This is a genomic window from Streptococcus oralis, assembly GCF_019334565.1.
GTDB lineage: Bacteria > Bacillota > Bacilli > Lactobacillales > Streptococcaceae > Streptococcus > Streptococcus oralis_CR.
Genome location: NZ_CP079724.1, coordinates 1,763,110 through 1,779,797 on the forward strand (window position 1 = coordinate 1,763,110; position 16,688 = coordinate 1,779,797).

The 16,688-nt window shown below is 43.7% G+C and carries 14 protein-coding genes, 1 pseudogene and 1 riboswitch; of the genes and pseudogenes, 9 read left to right on the forward strand and 6 right to left on the reverse strand.

Annotated features, from left to right (window positions below; all coding sequences use genetic code 11):
• Window positions 1-121: 121 nt before the first annotated feature.
• Window positions 122-273: riboswitch (M-box (ykoK) riboswitch) on the reverse strand.
• A gap of 55 nt (window positions 274-328) precedes the next feature.
• Entirely contained in the window at window positions 329-1,390 is a 1,062-nt protein-coding gene (locus tag KX728_RS08560; RefSeq protein ID WP_215804286.1) for a M24 family metallopeptidase, read from the reverse strand.
• Between the two features lie 147 nt (window positions 1,391-1,537).
• Between KX728_RS08560 and KX728_RS08565 the strand changes: the two genes are divergently transcribed.
• On the forward strand, window positions 1,538-2,293 hold the full coding sequence (locus tag KX728_RS08565; RefSeq protein ID WP_215804285.1) for a hypothetical protein: 756 nt from the start codon (window positions 1,538-1,540) through the stop codon (window positions 2,291-2,293).
• A gap of 37 nt (window positions 2,294-2,330) precedes the next feature.
• On the opposite strand, the gene uvrA is transcribed toward KX728_RS08565, so the two are convergent.
• Window positions 2,331-5,156: an excinuclease ABC subunit UvrA gene (uvrA, locus tag KX728_RS08570; RefSeq protein ID WP_215804284.1), complete on the reverse strand. Its 2,826-nt coding sequence runs from the start codon at window positions 5,154-5,156 to the stop codon at window positions 2,331-2,333.
• 136 nt (window positions 5,157-5,292) lie between these two features.
• On the opposite strand from uvrA, the gene KX728_RS08575 reads away from it, so the two are divergent.
• From KX728_RS08575 to KX728_RS08595, 5 genes are all read left to right on the forward strand, one after another.
• Entirely contained in the window at window positions 5,293-6,237 is a 945-nt protein-coding gene (locus KX728_RS08575; protein ID WP_000815619.1) for a magnesium transporter CorA family protein, read from the forward strand.
• 11 nt (window positions 6,238-6,248) lie between these two features.
• Window positions 6,249-6,926, forward strand: a complete 678-nt coding sequence (locus tag KX728_RS08580; RefSeq protein ID WP_215804283.1) for a DUF1129 domain-containing protein — start codon at window positions 6,249-6,251, stop codon at window positions 6,924-6,926.
• 15 nt (window positions 6,927-6,941) lie between these two features.
• Window positions 6,942-7,289: a TfoX/Sxy family protein gene (locus tag KX728_RS08585; RefSeq protein WP_000331825.1), complete on the forward strand. Its 348-nt coding sequence runs from the start codon at window positions 6,942-6,944 to the stop codon at window positions 7,287-7,289.
• A 313-nt stretch (window positions 7,290-7,602) separates the two neighbouring features.
• On the forward strand, window positions 7,603-8,637 hold the full coding sequence (locus tag KX728_RS08590; protein ID WP_215804282.1) for a S66 family peptidase: 1,035 nt from the start codon (window positions 7,603-7,605) through the stop codon (window positions 8,635-8,637).
• Window positions 8,638-8,742: 105 nt separating this feature from the next.
• Window positions 8,743-9,006 carry a SemiSWEET family transporter gene (locus KX728_RS08595; RefSeq protein WP_000166113.1) on the forward strand — a complete coding sequence of 88 codons (264 nt, stop codon included), beginning with the start codon at window positions 8,743-8,745 and terminating at the stop codon, window positions 9,004-9,006.
• A gap of 82 nt (window positions 9,007-9,088) precedes the next feature.
• On the opposite strand, the gene KX728_RS08600 is transcribed toward KX728_RS08595, so the two are convergent.
• Together KX728_RS08600 and ruvA are read right to left on the reverse strand one after the other, a co-directional pair.
• Complete coding sequence (locus KX728_RS08600) at window positions 9,089-9,652, reverse strand: DNA-3-methyladenine glycosylase I (RefSeq protein WP_215804281.1); 564 nt, start codon at window positions 9,650-9,652, stop codon at window positions 9,089-9,091.
• Between the two features lie 9 nt (window positions 9,653-9,661).
• Window positions 9,662-10,255: a Holliday junction branch migration protein RuvA gene (gene ruvA / locus KX728_RS08605; protein WP_000273410.1), complete on the reverse strand. Its 594-nt coding sequence runs from the start codon at window positions 10,253-10,255 to the stop codon at window positions 9,662-9,664.
• A gap of 159 nt (window positions 10,256-10,414) precedes the next feature.
• Between ruvA and KX728_RS08610 the strand changes: the two genes are divergently transcribed.
• Window positions 10,415-10,912 (forward strand): helix-turn-helix domain-containing protein, encoded by a 498-nt coding sequence (locus KX728_RS08610; protein WP_084856514.1) that lies wholly within the window; start codon window positions 10,415-10,417, stop codon window positions 10,910-10,912.
• 140 nt (window positions 10,913-11,052) lie between these two features.
• Here the strand turns inward: KX728_RS08610 and mutL are convergent.
• Window positions 11,053-13,002 (reverse strand): annotated as a pseudogene (mutL, locus tag KX728_RS08615) (DNA mismatch repair endonuclease MutL).
• A 208-nt stretch (window positions 13,003-13,210) separates the two neighbouring features.
• Between mutL and KX728_RS08620 the strand changes: the two are divergent.
• Window positions 13,211-13,651, forward strand: coding sequence for a LytTR family DNA-binding domain-containing protein (locus tag KX728_RS08620; RefSeq protein ID WP_215804280.1), 441 nt, complete (start codon window positions 13,211-13,213; stop codon window positions 13,649-13,651).
• Window positions 13,648-14,106: a DUF3021 domain-containing protein gene (locus KX728_RS08625; RefSeq protein WP_215804279.1), complete on the forward strand. Its 459-nt coding sequence runs from the start codon at window positions 13,648-13,650 to the stop codon at window positions 14,104-14,106. The genes KX728_RS08620 and KX728_RS08625 overlap by 4 nt, the downstream gene beginning before the upstream one ends.
• A 39-nt stretch (window positions 14,107-14,145) precedes the next feature.
• Here the strand turns inward: KX728_RS08625 and mutS are convergent, their stop codons facing one another.
• A complete protein-coding gene (mutS, locus tag KX728_RS08630; protein WP_215804278.1) occupies window positions 14,146-16,680 on the reverse strand; it encodes a DNA mismatch repair protein MutS in 2,535 nt (844 codons plus the stop codon).
• Window positions 16,681-16,688 lie beyond the last annotated feature (8 nt).

The window sequence follows — 16,688 nt, forward strand, 5'->3', positions numbered from 1 at the left end:
AATCAGCGATTGGCTGTGTATGTGCGGTTCTGGATGATCGTCAATTTGCATCGTTTGTCTCCTTTCCTTGTTCTAAAACAGTAGAAAATCCCACCATAAAATGGCAGGATTAAAAAACTAACTATCTGTTTTTTCGTTCAAGCTTTAACTCCATAGGGCGATGTAATGAGCTTAGTCTTGGCCTTCGCGACCAGGACTGTTGACCAACGAGTAGTGTCTCCACTGCTTTGCGGTAGTCATCCGTATCCCTATGGTAGCCTCACCTACCGTTTTCGTCTATCAGTATAAACCTTTAAAATATAAAAGTCAATGATTTATCTTAATTTTCTTAGATAACAATCAATTCTTTCGGAGCAAGGGTCAATAATTTGCAACCTGTATCCGTAATCAAGATATCATCCTCGATACGCACCCCGTATTTTCCATCCAGATAGATGCCCGGCTCATCGGTCAAGACCATACCAGCCTTGATTGGCTCTTCTGACTTGCCAAAGTAAGGAATTTCATGGATATCCAGACCAATCCCATGTCCAATCCCGTGGCTAAAGTAAGGACCGTAGCCTGCATCGTTGATAATTTGACGAGGAATCCTGTCAAAATCGATCCGACTGAGACCAGCCTTGGCTGCTTCTATCAGAGCTTGATTGCTACGCAGGACAATATCATAAATCTCCCGCTCCTCATCTGTCACCTGTCCCACATGAACAGTCCGTGTCATATCGCTGACATAGTGATTGTAGTAGCAACCAAAGTCCATGGTCAGGGTTTCACCATTTTGAATGACCTTGTCACTAGCCACTCCATGTGGCATAGCAGAGCGGTAGCCCGAAGCGATGATAAAGTCAAAGGACGCGCCTGAAGCACCTAGCTGGCGCATGCGGGCATCCAAAAAGTTCATAACAGCCAGCTCTGTCGTCTCACCAGGCTTGATAAAATCCAGTACATCTAGGAAGGCTTGATCCGAAATCTGGCAGGCCCTACGAATGGTTGCGATTTCTTGCTCATCCTTGATCATCCGCAGATTTTCAATAAAACCAGTCATTGGAACCAGCTCATGACCAGCAAACACACTTTCCAGCATCTTGAAGTAAGCATAGGAAATCTCGTCATCAAAGCCAATTTTTTCCAGTTTGTCGTCCGCTATAATTTTAGCAATTTCACCAACCGCATCTCGCGTTTCAACAATATCAAAGCCCTGAACCACTCCTTTAGCAATCAGGGTATAGCGCGCATCCGTCAGGAAAATTCGGCGATTTTTACTGATGAAAACCGTCGCTTCTGTCCCGCTGAAACCAGTCAGATAGTAAATATTCTTCAGATTGGTTACTAAGACAGCATCACACTCTGTCTGTTTTAAGGCTACTTCAAATTTTTCAACTCTTGATAACATGAGAAAACCTCCGTAAAATGATTTAATTTATTATAGCAAAAAAATATCGAAAATAATACAATCTATATAGCTAGGATTAGATAAAATTGACATTTGAAAGCGCTTAATGTATAATTTCTGTTAGACAAGAAAGAATGAGGTAGCAATATGAATAAAACAGAATTACTGTTACAAAGACTAGATGAGATTGGTCAGTCTCTAAAAGATTCGAACCAAGCACTAGCTTTGCTGGCACTTGGTTCTTGCGGAACAGAAAGAGAACGATTGGATCAGTACTCAGATTTAGACTTCTTTGTTATTGTAAAAGATGGCTACAAGCAGACTTATATCCAAGACCTAACCTGGTTAAGTAAGCTAGAACCAATTGCATTTCACTACCAAAATACAGTGGACGGACATAAAGTTCTATTTGAAGATGATGTTTTTTGTGAATTTGCTGTCTTTGAAGCTCACGAACTGGTAAACATTCCCTTCTCTGAAGGCAAGATTATCTGGAAGGAGGTCGGTTTTGATGAAACAATCTGTCAGCCACAAAGACTGCCATCAAAAGAAAACAGAGACCGTGAATGGCTGTTGGGAGAAATTTTATGTAATCTATATTTAGGGCTAGGTCGCTATCAGCGAGGCGAAAAATTAGCTGCTTATGATTTAATACAAAACAGAGCCGTCAAGCTTTGGACTGAACTAATCAGTTTGGAAACAACTTCTAAATCTAATTTTATAGATATCTTTAATACCAACAGACGATTTGAAGAAGGTTATCCAAAGGAAGCCAAGCAATTGCCTCACTTTTTGCAAGGTTACGAACGTATTTCTGAGTCTGCTCAAGAACTCCTAGAATATCTGAATAAACACTATTCTCTTAACCCATTTATAAAAGAAAAAATTCGTAATTTATTATAAAAAAGACTCTGCCTAAAAAAGCAGAGCCTTTTAAATCTTATTGTAACTTTCCTTTCAAATAGTGTCCTGTGTAGCTGGCTTCATTGGCCGCTACTTCTTCTGGAGTTCCTGTTGCAATGATGGTTCCTCCACCAACACCGCCTTCAGGTCCCAAGTCGATGATATGGTCTGCTGTTTTAATAACATCTAGATTGTGCTCGATAACGAGGACTGTATTGCCATCGTCTACAAAGCGAGCTAAAACCTTGAGCAGACGAGCGATGTCCTCCGTATGAAGTCCTGTCGTCGGCTCATCCAGAATGTAGAAGGATTTACCTGTTGAGCGTTTGTGGAGTTCACTAGCTAACTTCATACGCTGGGCTTCTCCACCTGAAAGGGTGGTAGCTGGTTGTCCTAACGTTACATAGCCCAGCCCTACATCCTTGATGGTCTGAAGTTTGCGTTGAATCTTAGGAATGTGTTGGAAGAATTCCACCGCATCGTTGACGGTCATGTCCAAGACCTGCGAGATATTCTTTTCCTTATAGTGGACTTCTAGGGTTTCACTGTTGTAGCGAGTCCCATGGCAAACTTCACAGGCCACATAAACATCTGGCAAGAAGTGCATCTCAATCTTGATGATCCCGTCACCCGAGCAGGCTTCACAACGGCCTCCCTTGACGTTGAAACTGAAACGGCCCTTCTTGTAGCCTCGTATCTTAGCTTCATTTGTCTGGGCAAAGAGGTCACGTATATCGTCAAAAACTCCCGTATAGGTAGCTGGGTTGGACCTCGGCGTCCGTCCGATCGGGCTCTGGTCAATGTCAATCAAGCGGTCTACATGCTCAATCCCTGTAATCGTCTTAAACTTACCAGGTTTATCTGAATTGCGGTTGAGCTTCTGGGCAATGGCTTTTTTGAGGATGCTGTTGATCAAGGTCGACTTCCCTGAACCTGACACCCCTGTCACTGCGATGAATTTTCCCAATGGGAAGCGAGCAGTGATATTTTGCAAGTTGTTCTCACGCGCTCCTGTCACCTCGATAAAACGTCCATTTCCGGCACGACGCTCTGCTGGCACTGGAATGGCACGTTTCCCTGACAAATACTGACCTGTGATAGACTTGCTGTTACGGGCCACCTGCTTGGGTGTTCCTGCAGCAACAATCTCTCCACCAAAAACACCGGCACCCGGACCAACGTCAATCAGATAATCTGCCTCACGCATAGTATCTTCGTCATGTTCCACCACGATCAGGGTATTACCCAAGTCACGCATCTTTTTCAAACTTGCAATCAGGCGGTCATTATCCCTCTGGTGAAGACCAATGGACGGCTCATCCAGGATATAAAGGACACCTGATAGGTTGGACCCAATCTGGGTTGCTAAGCGAATACGCTGGCTCTCCCCGCCTGAAAGGGTTCCTGCCGAACGTGACAGCGTCAAATAGTTAAGCCCCACGTTATTGAGGAAGGTCAAGCGATCCTTGATTTCCTTGAGAATGGGACGAGCAATAATGGCTTCATTTTCAGACAAGGTCAACTGGCTCACCAACTCCAAATGGTCTGCGATAGACAAATCTGAGATTTCACCGATATGTAGCCCTTGCTCACCACCCACACGAACAGACAAGGCCTGGTCATTGAGACGGTAGCCGTGGCAAGTTCCGCAGGTCAGCTCATTCATGTAGAGTCGCATCTGGGTACGGGTGTAGTCACTGTTAGTCTCATGGTAACGACGCTTGATATTATTGACAACTCCCTCAAAAGGAATGTCAATATCGCGCACACCGCCAAATTCATTTTCATAGTGGAAATGGAATTCCTTGCCATCAGACCCGTAAAGAATCAAGTTTTTATCTTCTTCTGACAAGTCTTCAAATGGCTTATCCATATCCACTCCAAAGGCTGTCATAGCTTGTTCTAGCATGTTTGGATAGTAGTTGGATGAGATAGGATTCCAAGGTGCCAAGGCTCCCTCACGCAAAGTTTTGCTGGTATCAGGAACCACCAAGTCAACATCCACCTCCAACTTGATACCCAAACCGTCACACTCACTACAAGATCCAAAAGGAGCATTGAAGGAGAAGAGACGTGGCTCTAACTCTGGTACGGTAAAACCACAAACCGGGCAGGCATAATGCTCAGAGAAGAGCAACTCAGAATCGTCCATAGTGTCGATAATGACATAACCTTCTGCGATACGAAGGGCAGCCTCTATGGAGTCAAAGAGACGGCTACGAATGCCCTCCTTGATAACAATACGGTCTACCACAACATCGATATTGTGTTGCTTGCTCTTAGACAACTCTGGCACTTCGGTCACATCATAAACTTCCCCATCCACTCGGACGCGGACATAGCCGTCTTTCTGAACCTTTTCAATGACACTCTTATGTTGCCCTTTTTTCTTACGAATGACCGGAGCTAAAATTTGCAGACGTTGGCGTTCCGGCAATTCCAAAACCTTATCCACGATTTGCTCTACAGAAGAGGCCTTGATAGCCCCATGCCCGTTGATACAGTAAGGCGTCCCCACACGTGCATAGAGGAGACGCAGATAATCATTGATTTCAGTAGTTGTCCCAACAGTCGAGCGTGGGTTTTTGCTAGTCGTTTTTTGGTCGATGGAAATAGCTGGGCTGAGACCATCAATAGCATCCACATCTGGTTTTTCCATATTGCCCAAAAACTGGCGAGCGTAGGCTGACAAACTCTCCACATAACGACGTTGGCCCTCAGCATAGAGGGTATCAAAGGCCAGACTGGATTTCCCAGACCCTGACAAACCAGTCACAACAACCAGCTTGTCTCTTGGAATCTCCACATCAATATTTTTTAAGTTATGGGCACGCGCCCCATGAATCACAATTTTATCTTGCATCTTTGTTCTTTCTAGTCCATTATTGCTTTCCATTATACCAAAAAATGTGAAATTCTATTACCCAAAAAGCTGTTTTTATAGTATAATAGTACGGTGCAAAAAATGAATCACTGAATAGTAGGAAAGGATAGGGGATATGAAACAAGTTTTTCTCTCAACAACAACTGAATTTAAAGAGATCGACACGCTTGAACCGGGTACTTGGATCAACCTCGTCAATCCTACACAAAATGAATCGTTGGAAATCGCTAACGCCTTCGACATTGATATTGCCGACCTTCGAGCACCGCTCGATGCGGAAGAAATGTCCCGTATTACCATCGAAGACGAGTATACTTTGATCATCGTGGACGTTCCCATCACAGAGGAAAGAAACAATCGTACCTACTACGTAACGATTCCGCTGGGGATTATCATCACCGAGGAAACCATTATCACCACCTGCTTGGAATCCCTCCCCGTTCTCGATGTCTTTATCAACCGTAGACTGCGCAACTTTTACACCTTCATGCGTTCACGCTTTATCTTCCAGATTCTCTACCGCAACGCCGAACTTTACCTTACGGCCCTTCGTTCGATTGACCGTAAGAGTGAACAAATCGAAAGTCAACTTCACAAATCTACTCGAAACGAAGAGCTGATCGAGCTCATGGAATTGGAAAAGACCATCGTCTATTTCAAGGCCTCACTTAAGACGAACGAGCGCGTGATTAAGAAATTGACCAGCGCAACTAGCAATATCAAGAAATACCTAGAAGACGAAGACCTACTCGAAGACACTCTGATTGAAACCCAACAGGCCATTGAGATGGCAGATATCTATGGAAACGTCCTTCACTCTATGACAGAGACCTTTGCCTCTATCATTTCCAATAACCAGAACAACATCATGAAGACCCTAGCTCTCGTGACCATCGTCATGTCTATCCCAACCATGATCTTCTCAGCCTACGGGATGAACTTTAAGGATAATGAAATCCCTCTAAATGGTGAACCTCACGCCTTCTGGTTAATCGTCTTTATCGCCTTTGCTATGAGTGTTTCACTCACTCTCTATCTCATCCATAAAAAATGGTTCTAAAAGGAATTCCCATGTCTCAGATTGATCTACAAAAATTAACTAAGAAAAACCAAGAGTTTATCCATATTGCTACCCAGCAATTTATCAAAGATGGTAAAACAGACGCTGAAATCAAGGCTATCTTTGAGGAAGTCATTCCTAAAATCCTTGAAGAGCAAGCCAAAGGAACGACTGCACGTTCCCTCTACGGGGCTCCAACCCACTGGGCTCATAGCTTCACTGTCAAAGAGCAATATGAAAAAGAGCATCCAAAAGAAAATGATGATCCAAAACTCATGATTATGGACTCAGCCCTTTTTATCACCAGTCTCTTTGCATTGGTTAGCGCTCTGACTACCTTCTTCTCTACAGATCAGGCTATTGGCTATGGGTTGATTACCCTCTTGTTGGTTGGACTTGTAGGAGGACTTGCCTTCTACTTGATGTACTACTTTGTCTACCAGTACTATGGACCAGACACAGATCGTAGCCAGCGCCCTCCTTTCTGGAAATCAATCCTCGTCATCCTCGCTGCTATGCTTCTCTGGTTGGCTGTCTTCTTCGCAACAAGCTTCCTTCCAGCAGCTCTCAATCCAATCCTTGCTCCATTGCCTTTGGCTATCCTGGGAGCTGCTCTTCTCGTCCTTCGCTTCTATCTCAAGAAACGTTTCAATATCCGAAGTGCTAGCGCGGGTCCATCACGTTATTAAGAAAAGTGAAAAGCTATGGCATATAGTCAATCTTTAGCCCAGCAGATTCGCAAAATTTTAGCACTTAAACTTCCTCCCCAAATTTTCGAAGAAGAGCTAGAAGAAAAGAAACTGTTTGGTGGCCTTGCCTTTATGATTCGTGGGAAAATGGTCCTTACAGTCAGTTCCAGAAAGGACGAGCTGGTTATGGTGAGAATTGGCAAAGAAATGGAAAAGCAAGTTCTACCCCGAACAGGAGCTCATACTACATTGATGAGAGGGCGACCTTATCATGGCTATATAGACCTAGATATCGAAGGTCAAAAAGAACTGCCTTACTGGATTGATTTAGCCCTCTCCTATAATCAAGAGTTGACCAAGTAACTCATATCCAGCGAGATTAGAAAAACGAAAAGCAACTGCATAGGCGGTTGCTTTTTCACTTGCTTTCTTGAGATTCAATAGCACTTCTGAGTCTCATTCTTGTAGTTTTCTCTCATCTTTTGTGATAGAATAGGCTCATACTCAATGAAAATCAAAGAGCAAACTAGGAAGCTAGCCGCAGGTTGCTCAAAGCACTGCTTTGAGGTTGTAGATAGAACTGACGAGGTCAGTAACATATATACGGCAAGGCAAAGCTGACGTGGTTTGAATTTAATTTTCGAAGAGTATCAATCTATTTCTAGGAGGATGAGATATGATTTCTACTATTGGTATTGTTAGTTTGTCTAGTGGTGTTATCGGAGAGGATTTTGTCAAACACGAAGTCGATTTGGGTATTCAACGTCTCAAGGATTTGGGACTCAATCCTGTCTTTCTGCCCCATTCGCTAAAAGGGTTAGACTTTATCAAGGACCATCCGGAGGCACGTGCAGAGGATTTGATGCAGGCCTTTTCTGATGATAGCATCGACATGATCCTATGCGCCATCGGTGGGGATGATACCTATCGCTTGCTACCCTACCTTTTTGAAAACGACCAGCTCCAAAAGGTTATCCAACAAAAGATTTTTCTTGGCTTCTCGGATACAACCATGAACCACCTTATGTTGCACAAACTAGGGATCAAGACTTTTTATGGGCAATCCTTTCTAGCAGACATTTGTGAATTAGACAATGAGATGTTACCCTATAGCTTTCACTACTTTAAAGAATTGATCAAGACAGGAAGAATCTCAGAAATCCGCCCTAGCGACCTTTGGTATGAGGAACGGACTGATTTTAGTCCCAAGGCTCTGGGAACAGCTCGTATCAGTCATGTAAATACAGGCTTTGATTTGTTGCAAGGAAATGCTCAGTTTGAGGGAGAAATTCTCGGTGGTTGCCTTGAGTCCCTCTATGATATCTTTGACAATTCTCGATACGCAGACAGCACGGACCTCTGCCAAGAGTACCGACTCTTCCCTGACTTATGTGACTGGGAAGGAAAGATTCTCTTGCTAGAAACAAGCGAAGAAAAGCCTGAACCTGATGATTTCAAAAAAATGTTGCGGACTTTAAAGGACACGGGGATATTTGGGGTTATCAGTGGACTCTTGGTCGGAAAGCCAATGGATGAAACCTTCTATGACGACTATAAGGAAGCACTATTGGATATCATTGATAACAATATCCCGATTGTCTATAATCTGAATGTCGGTCACGCAACTCCAAGAGCCATTGTGCCCTTTGGCGTTCACGCTTATGTGGATACACAGAAGCAAGTCATTCGCTTTGACTATAACAAAAAATAAACAATTTCTCCATTTTTGTGCTTTGGTATTGATTTTCGTTACAATTTGTGTCTGAATTTATTGCATTTTGCTTATTTCTATGATATCTTTTTAAAGGAGGTGTATATGACTAAACAAAAAATAAATCAAATTGTCGGTTCAATTGGAGCCTTTATCGGGATTGTTGTATTTATCGCCTACATCCCACAAATTTTTGCCAATTTACAAGGCAACAAAGCTCAACCATTCCAGCCTTTATCCGCAGCAGTATCTTGTTTAATTTGGGTTATTTACGGATGGACAAAAGAGCCTAAGAAGGATTGGATACTAATTATTCCAAACTCAGCTGGCGTTGTCTTAGGTGGACTGACATTTCTTACTGCACTATAAAAGTTACTAGCATATAATCAAAAAGCTGAGATAATTTTCTCAGCTTTTTCTATTTTCTCAGATAGTTAGACGCTTGGACTCACTAATTTCCGTTTTTCCACTCGCAATCATTCTCGTGGTCATCAACCAGGCCTGCCGCCTGTAGAAAAGACAAAACTGCGACTGGACCTGTAAATTTGAAGCCTTGTTTTTTGAGATCTTGAGACAACTTTTCAGACAAGGCTGTTTTAGCAGGTGCTTGGTGATAGTCAGGAACATCATTGATGATGGTTTGCCCATCAACAAAGGACCAGAGATAAGCGTCAAAAGAGCCAAAGGTTTTCTGGATTTGTAAAAATGCTTGGGCGTTGGCACGCGTCGCAAAGAGCTTGGCACGATTTCGGATAATGGCTGGATTCTCTAACAAGGCTTCCAACTCCCCATCTGTCATTTCCGCGACCGCTTGAATTTGATAGCCATGAAATGCTTCTCGGAATCCTTGGCGTTTGTTGAGTACCGTTTCCCAAGATAGACCCGACTGGTAAGTTTCCAAACACAACAACTCAAAAAGAGCACGGTCATCATGAAGGGGTTGACCCCACTCTTCATCATGATAGGCCACATATAAAGGATTGTTCATTTTAACCCAACCACAGCGTTTTGTCATATTATTCTCCTATTTTACCAACATCTTAAGGGCCGATTTGATATAGTTCTCAGCTGTATCTGTCGTTCCTTCAAAGAATTTCTTGATTTTCTTGAGCTCAGTCGCCTTGTAGCCCAGTGCCAACATGGCTTCCATGGCTTCTTCCAGTTCTTGGTTTTCAGCGCTGGTTTGCACTGCCACCTTGGCAGGAAGGTCATCGCTAGCCACAACTACCTTACCTTCCAAGTCTAGCACCATCTGCTGGGCTGTTTTCTTGCCAATTTTAGGGAACTTAGTCAAGTAGGTGATGTTCTTAGTTTCAATCGCCTGAACCAAGCCAGCATTGTCATCAGCTGCGATGATAGCAAGAGCTGATACCGGACCAATCCCTGATACCGAAATCAGACTAAGAAAGAGTTTCTTCTCATCTTCTGATCGAAAACCATAGAGCAGATGGGCGTCCTCACGGACAACTTGGTGCACATAAATTTGAGTTTCTTGATTGACCTGACCTGAGTAAGCATAGGGATTGGCTACATGCAAAATATAACCTATACCATTTGCCTCTAGGACGATGTATTTGGCAGTGATTTTAGTAATGATTCCTTTTAAATATTCGTACATAATTTTTTCTCCATTATTTTGCCTATCTAGTATACCATATTTCCCCAAGACAGACTGCAACAAAAGGTGCAACCTCTGGTTGACAAATAGTACAAGAGATTGTATTCTCATTATAAGTAAAAATTGTTAGGATAGAGGTAGAAAAAGGAGGATAGAATCATGAAACTCGCAGAAAAACTATTTGAGCTCCGAAAGGAAAAAGGTTGGTCCCAGGAAAAGCTAGCAGAACAAATCAATGTCTCTCGGCAAAGTATCTCCAAGTGGGAGTCTGGTCAAGTTCTTCCAGAAATCGAAAAAATCATTGAATTAAGCAAGATTTTTCAAGTGACAACTGACTATCTACTACTAGATGAAAACTCTGAAAAAACTTCTACAGAAGTGATTTTGGAGGAAGATAAGGACAAATACTATAAAGAAGTTAAATCTTTTGGCCTCTGGCAAGTGATTTATATTTTCGTCTTAGCTCTGGCTATCTATCTCTTTTTAGCTGGTTCTAGTTTTCCAGCCGAGTTCACCGCCTGGATTTGGCTGACCTTCGTTCTTTTGATTGCTTCAGCGATTGCTATCAGCAAGACTCTCAAAACCAAACAACGTTATCTTGATAAAGTGATTGGTCTTGAGAATCCCTCAAACCAAGACGACTCTATGAAACCTTGAGTCAATTGAATCATATTTCTCATTACTTTTTCTTGTCAAGCAAGTGTAAACCTCATGGCAAGTTGCCATGTCCATTCAAAATTCCCACCATAGAAAAGCTAAAAAGCCTTGTTTGGAAAAAACAAAGGCTTTTTGTGTTCTTAATATTTCCCCAACTCCCGCAGGCTAGTATGATTTTCCTGAATGCGTCGGAACATTTTTTCCATATCCGACTTGGTAAAATGCACCAAAACAGGACGTCCGTGGGGACAGTTATAGGGATTGTCACATTGAGAAAGCTGATAAAGGAGCTGTCGAGCTGAATGGTCATCAATACGATGGTTGGCCTTGATAGACCGCTTGCAGGACATCATGATAGCCAGCTCTGCTCGGTATTTCTTGACCGAAACTTCCTTGGTCAAAAGGAGCATGTCACACATTTCATAGATGCCAGACTCGATTTCTTCTTCTGCCATCCAAATAGGATGTTCACGCAGGATAAATTGATTTTCTCCGTACTCTGCTAGAAGTACGCCCACTTCCTCCAAAAGAGACATTCTTTCCCTGAGACGAAGGGCATCATCCGCAGGAAATTCAAAGATATAGGGCACTAGGAGTTGTTGCTGGCTCTGGTCAACATTGCCAATGCTTTCACGGTATTCCTCGTACTTAACCCGTTCCTGAGCCGCATGCTGGTCAATGATATAGAGTCCATCTCGACCTTGGGCAAAGAGATAAGTCCCGTGCATTTGCCCGAAAAATTCCAACTCTGGGAAGCTGGATGCTTCTTCTCGCTCCAGCTTATCATAGGCTTTGTCCAAACTAGCTAAGTCTAACTCTGGGTGGTCTAGTCGGTCATAGCTGACAGGCTTTCTCTCTGCAAAATGGAGTTTTGCTGGCTTGGTCAGCTGGTCCAAGGTTTCCTTGGCAAACAGGGTTAGGTCCCTACCTTCCTCAGTTAATTCAACCTGATGATCAGCCACCTCAGCTTGATTAGGTTTTGAGAGTTATGTTTTTTCATAGTAGAGCGTATTTTCTTTGAGTGGGAGAATGGTCTGCTCCACCTTTTGACGATTGCGCACAGTCGACTTGGCAAGATTTTCCAAGGCATCAGGGATCAAGGCTTGCTCTTTGAGACTGTTAGAAATAGCTTCTGAGACTAACGCCATCAGTTCTTTTTCCTTAGAAATCCGCACTTCTTGCTTGGTCGGATGCACATTGACATCCGCTAGATAAGGGTCGATATGGATGTGAATGACAGCCAGTGGAAAACGGCCCACCATGAGCTTGCTGCCATAGCCATCCAAAATTGCACGATTGAGCAAGAAGTTCTTGATATATCGACCATTGATGAAGAGGCTGATATAGTTGCGATTAGCTCGAGTCAACTCAGGCAAGGACACAAAACCTGTAATTTCAAAGTCTAGATCCGAATTCTCAATGGCTATCATCTTCTTGGCACTCGCCAAGCCATAAATTCCAGCAATAGCTTGGCGTAGTTGACCCGTACCAGCTGTTCGTGTCATTTCCTTGCCATCACTAATCAAACTAAAAGAAATCTCAGGATGAGCAAGGCCCAGACGGTTGACAATATCAATGATATGAGACAGCTCCGCCTGCTGGCTCTTCATATACTTGAGACGTGCAGGCGTGTTGAAAAAGAGGTCCTCTACACAAACCTTGGTCCCCACTGGACTTGTCGCAGGAGTGATTGCTTCGACTTCACCCCCACGCGCAACGAGCTTGGTCCCATGACTCGCACCATCCACCGCCGTCAACAGAGTCAGAACACTGACAGAAGCGATAGAGGGTAGGGCCTCACCACGAAAACCGAGCGTCCGAATCCGAAAAAGGTCTGCTTGATTTTTTATCTTACTGGTCGCATGGCGACGCAGGGCCAATTCCACCTCATCGTGGGCAATTCCATGACCATTATCTGTGATTTGAATCTTCTTTAGACCTGATTCCTCAATCTCAATGATAATCTGGCTAGAGCCCGCGTCAATAGCATTTTCTACCAACTCTTTGACTACACTGGCAGGACGTTCAATGACCTCTCCTGCCGCGATCTGGTTTGCCAGCACCTCTGGCAATTCAATAATACGAGACATCTTTCAGCCCCTTTCTGTATCTATTTTCCTAGAAATTGATTAGTGCTATTATACCATATTTCAGATACTATCAGAAAAAGCAAATACCACATAGACTCCAAATCTCTCCACATAGACAAAAGCTCTTGCCATGGGGCGTAAAATAGTGTTTAATAAAGGTGTACAGGAAGTGATCACAACCTTGTATAACTGAAAAGGAGAGAAATTTATGAAAGTAGAACTACAGATTAAGGAGACTTACGAGGAGGAAAAGCTGATTGTCCAAACTCCTCAGACGACCGAAAAAGTCCAGAAAGTCATCGAGTTCGCAGAAAATCTTGACCAAAAAGAAACAATCAAAGGAAAGATTGATGATCAGGTCTACCTAGTTAAGATTTGTAAGATACAACGCTTCTATATCGAGAATCGCAAGGTTCTAGCAGAAACTGCATCTCAGACCTATACCATTGATTTGCGTCTCTATCAAGTTCTTGACATTCTGCCGACCACTTTCATCCAAATTTCCCAATCAGAAATCGTTAATATTGACGCTATCTCTCATCTCAAACTAACCCCCAACGGCCTGGTCGAAATCTTTCTCAAAAACGAAAGCTTCACCTACTCTTCACGCCGTTACCTAAAAACCATCAAGGAGAAATTAGAACTATGAAAAAACAAATCTTTCACGATGCAGCCGCTGGTGTTCTTATCGGTCTCATCCTCTCTATCATCTTTTCACTCATTTATGCACCAAATACCTACGCTCCACTTAGTCCCGATTCTCTAGTCGGACAAGTGATGGTGGAACATCAGGTTCATGGTGCCTTGATCTTGCTCTACTGTATGATCATCTGGTCAGCTATCGGAGTTCTCTTTAGCTTTGGCAGGCGTTTATTCAATCGTGACTGGAGCTTGCTCCGTGCCACACTTTCCCATTTCTTCCTCATGCTGGCTGGCTTTGTCCCACTAGCGACTCTGGCTGGTTGGTTCCCCTTCCACTGGACCTTCTATCTCCAGCTCATTCCAGAGTTTGCGATCGTCTACCTTATCATCTGGGTTATTCTCTATAAAAGAGAAGCTAAAAAAGTAGACCACATCAATCAACTCTTGGCCCATAAAAAGTAATAGAGAAATCCCACTCACAAAAATGTGAGTGGGATCTTTTTATAACTTTTGTTTGAGCTCGACCAAGACATTCATAGCCTGCATAGGTGTCATATTGTACACATCCAGTTTAGCTAATTCTGCTAGGATAGGATGCTCTGCAGGCGCGTCAAAGAGTGACATCTGTTCAGTAACAGCACTTGTTTCTCTCATTGGAGCAGGGCTTTCCGTCTCTTGATTCTCCAGTTGAGTCAATATCTTATCCGCCCTTGCTAAAAGTTCTGCTGGTAAACCAGCAATCTTAGCAACGTGGATACCGTAGGATTTGTCAGCTGGACCTGGTTCAATCTTGTGAAGGAAGGTAACCTGTCCATCCTGTTCTAAGGTTGCCACGTGGACATTGACCAAGTGTTCCAAGCTAGACTCCAGACTAGTCAACTCATGATAATGGGTCGCAAAGAGGGTCTTGGCTCCGATATGTTCATGAATGTATTCGATAATGGACTGGGCAAGAGCCATGCCATCATAGGTTGCCGTTCCCCGTCCCAATTCATCGAAGAGAATGAGTGAGTCCTTGGTCGCATGCGAAATGGCATTGTTAGCCTCCATCATCTCCACCATAAAGGTTGATTGACCTGAAACCAAGTCATCTGCCGCTCCGATGCGAGTAAAGATAGCATCGAAGATAGGCAAGTAGGCGCTCTCAGCAGGAACATAGGAACCCATCTGGGCCATAACCGCAGTCATGGCTAGCTGGCGCATGTAGGTAGACTTCCCGCTCATGTTGGGCCCTGTAATCAATTGAATGCTGGTATCTTCTGACATCTGGATACTATTTGGAATATAGGTCTGGGCTCCCATGACCTTTTCGACGACAGCATGACGCCCTTTCTGGATAGCGATTTGTGAGTCGTCACCGAACTCAGGTCGAATCAAATGCTGGGTTTCAGCCACAACCGCCAGACTTTGCAAAACATCAACCGTCGCAATTCCTTGGGCTAAAGCCTGCAAACGCTGGATGTACTTGCTGACTTCCTCTCGGATACGCATAAAGATTTCGTACTCTAGGTTGGCTGACTTCTCACGCGCCTCCAGCATATCTCCCTCGATACGGGGCAACTCCTCAGTCCCAAAACGTTCTGAGTTTTTCAGCGTCGCCTTGCGGAAAAAGTGGGCTGGCACATTTCCCAGTTGCGAATTAGTCACATGGAAATAATAGCCATCTTTTTTATTGTAGTCAATCTTGAGCGTGCTGATACCAGAGTTTTCTCTCTCCTTAGCCTCAATCTCTGCAATCCAGCTCGTACCTTCTCTGAGTACTCGGCGGTATTTATCCAAGGTCTCATCAAATCCAGTCCGAATAATGCCACCTTCCGTAATCACATGAGGGGCTTCAGGGGCAATCGCTGCGCTAATCAAACTCTCTAACTCTGGAATGGCATCCAACTGTGCGATGAGATAAGCTAAAGCAGGCTGCTCCATGCCTTCCAAAATCGCTCGAATACGTGGCACACTAGATAAGGTAGTCGCCAATTGCAAGAGATCCTTGGGATTGGTCTTGCCAAAAGAAACCCGACTAGCCAAGCGTTCGATATCATAAACACCCTTGAGACTGTCCGTTAAATCACTACGCTCAAAGAAGTGGTCAAGAAAGACCTGCACCACCTCTTGACGTTGGACAATTCGCTCCTTATCAATTAAAGGACGATGAATCCAAGAACGTAAGAGCCGCATACCCATAGCCGTTTTGGTTTTATCCAAAAGCCAGAAAAGACTGCCTTGTTTCTTACCTGAACGGGCATTCTCAACCAAATCCAGGCTAGCCTTGGTCGCATAATCCATCTGCAAGAAATCTTTGATTTCATAGCGGATAACTTGTTTGAGGTGGTTCAATTCCCGCATCTGGGTCCGATGAACATACTGGAGTAGCTTACTAGCCGCCGCTTGCTCCACAGATGCCAGTCGTGAATCTAGTAAATGAATATCCTCAAAGCCTTCCTTCTCATGGGAAAGCACAAGATTCATCTGACGGCTGAGAATTTGTTCTTCTTCCTCAGACAAGTCATAACCCAGCACCACTTCACGAGCCTTGAGGTTACGAATTTCCCCACAAACGAGAGTAAAATCCAATAAACCTGTCACATAAAAGTCACCCGTCACCAGATCCATATAAGCTAGACCAAATTGATTGCCATCACGATCTAAGGCAACCAAGAAATTATTCTGACTATCCGGCTTACTGCTATCAACGACCGTTCCAGGTGTGATGACCTGGACCACCTCTCGCTTGACAACACCAACTGCTTGTTTGGGATCTTCCATCTGCTCGGCTATGGCTACCTTATAGCCCTGTTCAATCAGAACATCGATATACTGCTGGGCAGAATGATAGGGGACACCTGCCATGGGTATCGGATTTTCTGCATTTTTATTCCGACTTGTTAAGGAAATTTCTAAAATTTGCGCTGCATTAATTGCATCTTCATAGAACAACTCGTAAAAATCACCCATCCGAAAAAGCAAAAAAGCATCTGGGTATTGTTTTTTAATATCCACATACTGTTGCATGCCGGGTGATAGCTTTTCTATTGCCATTTTCCGTC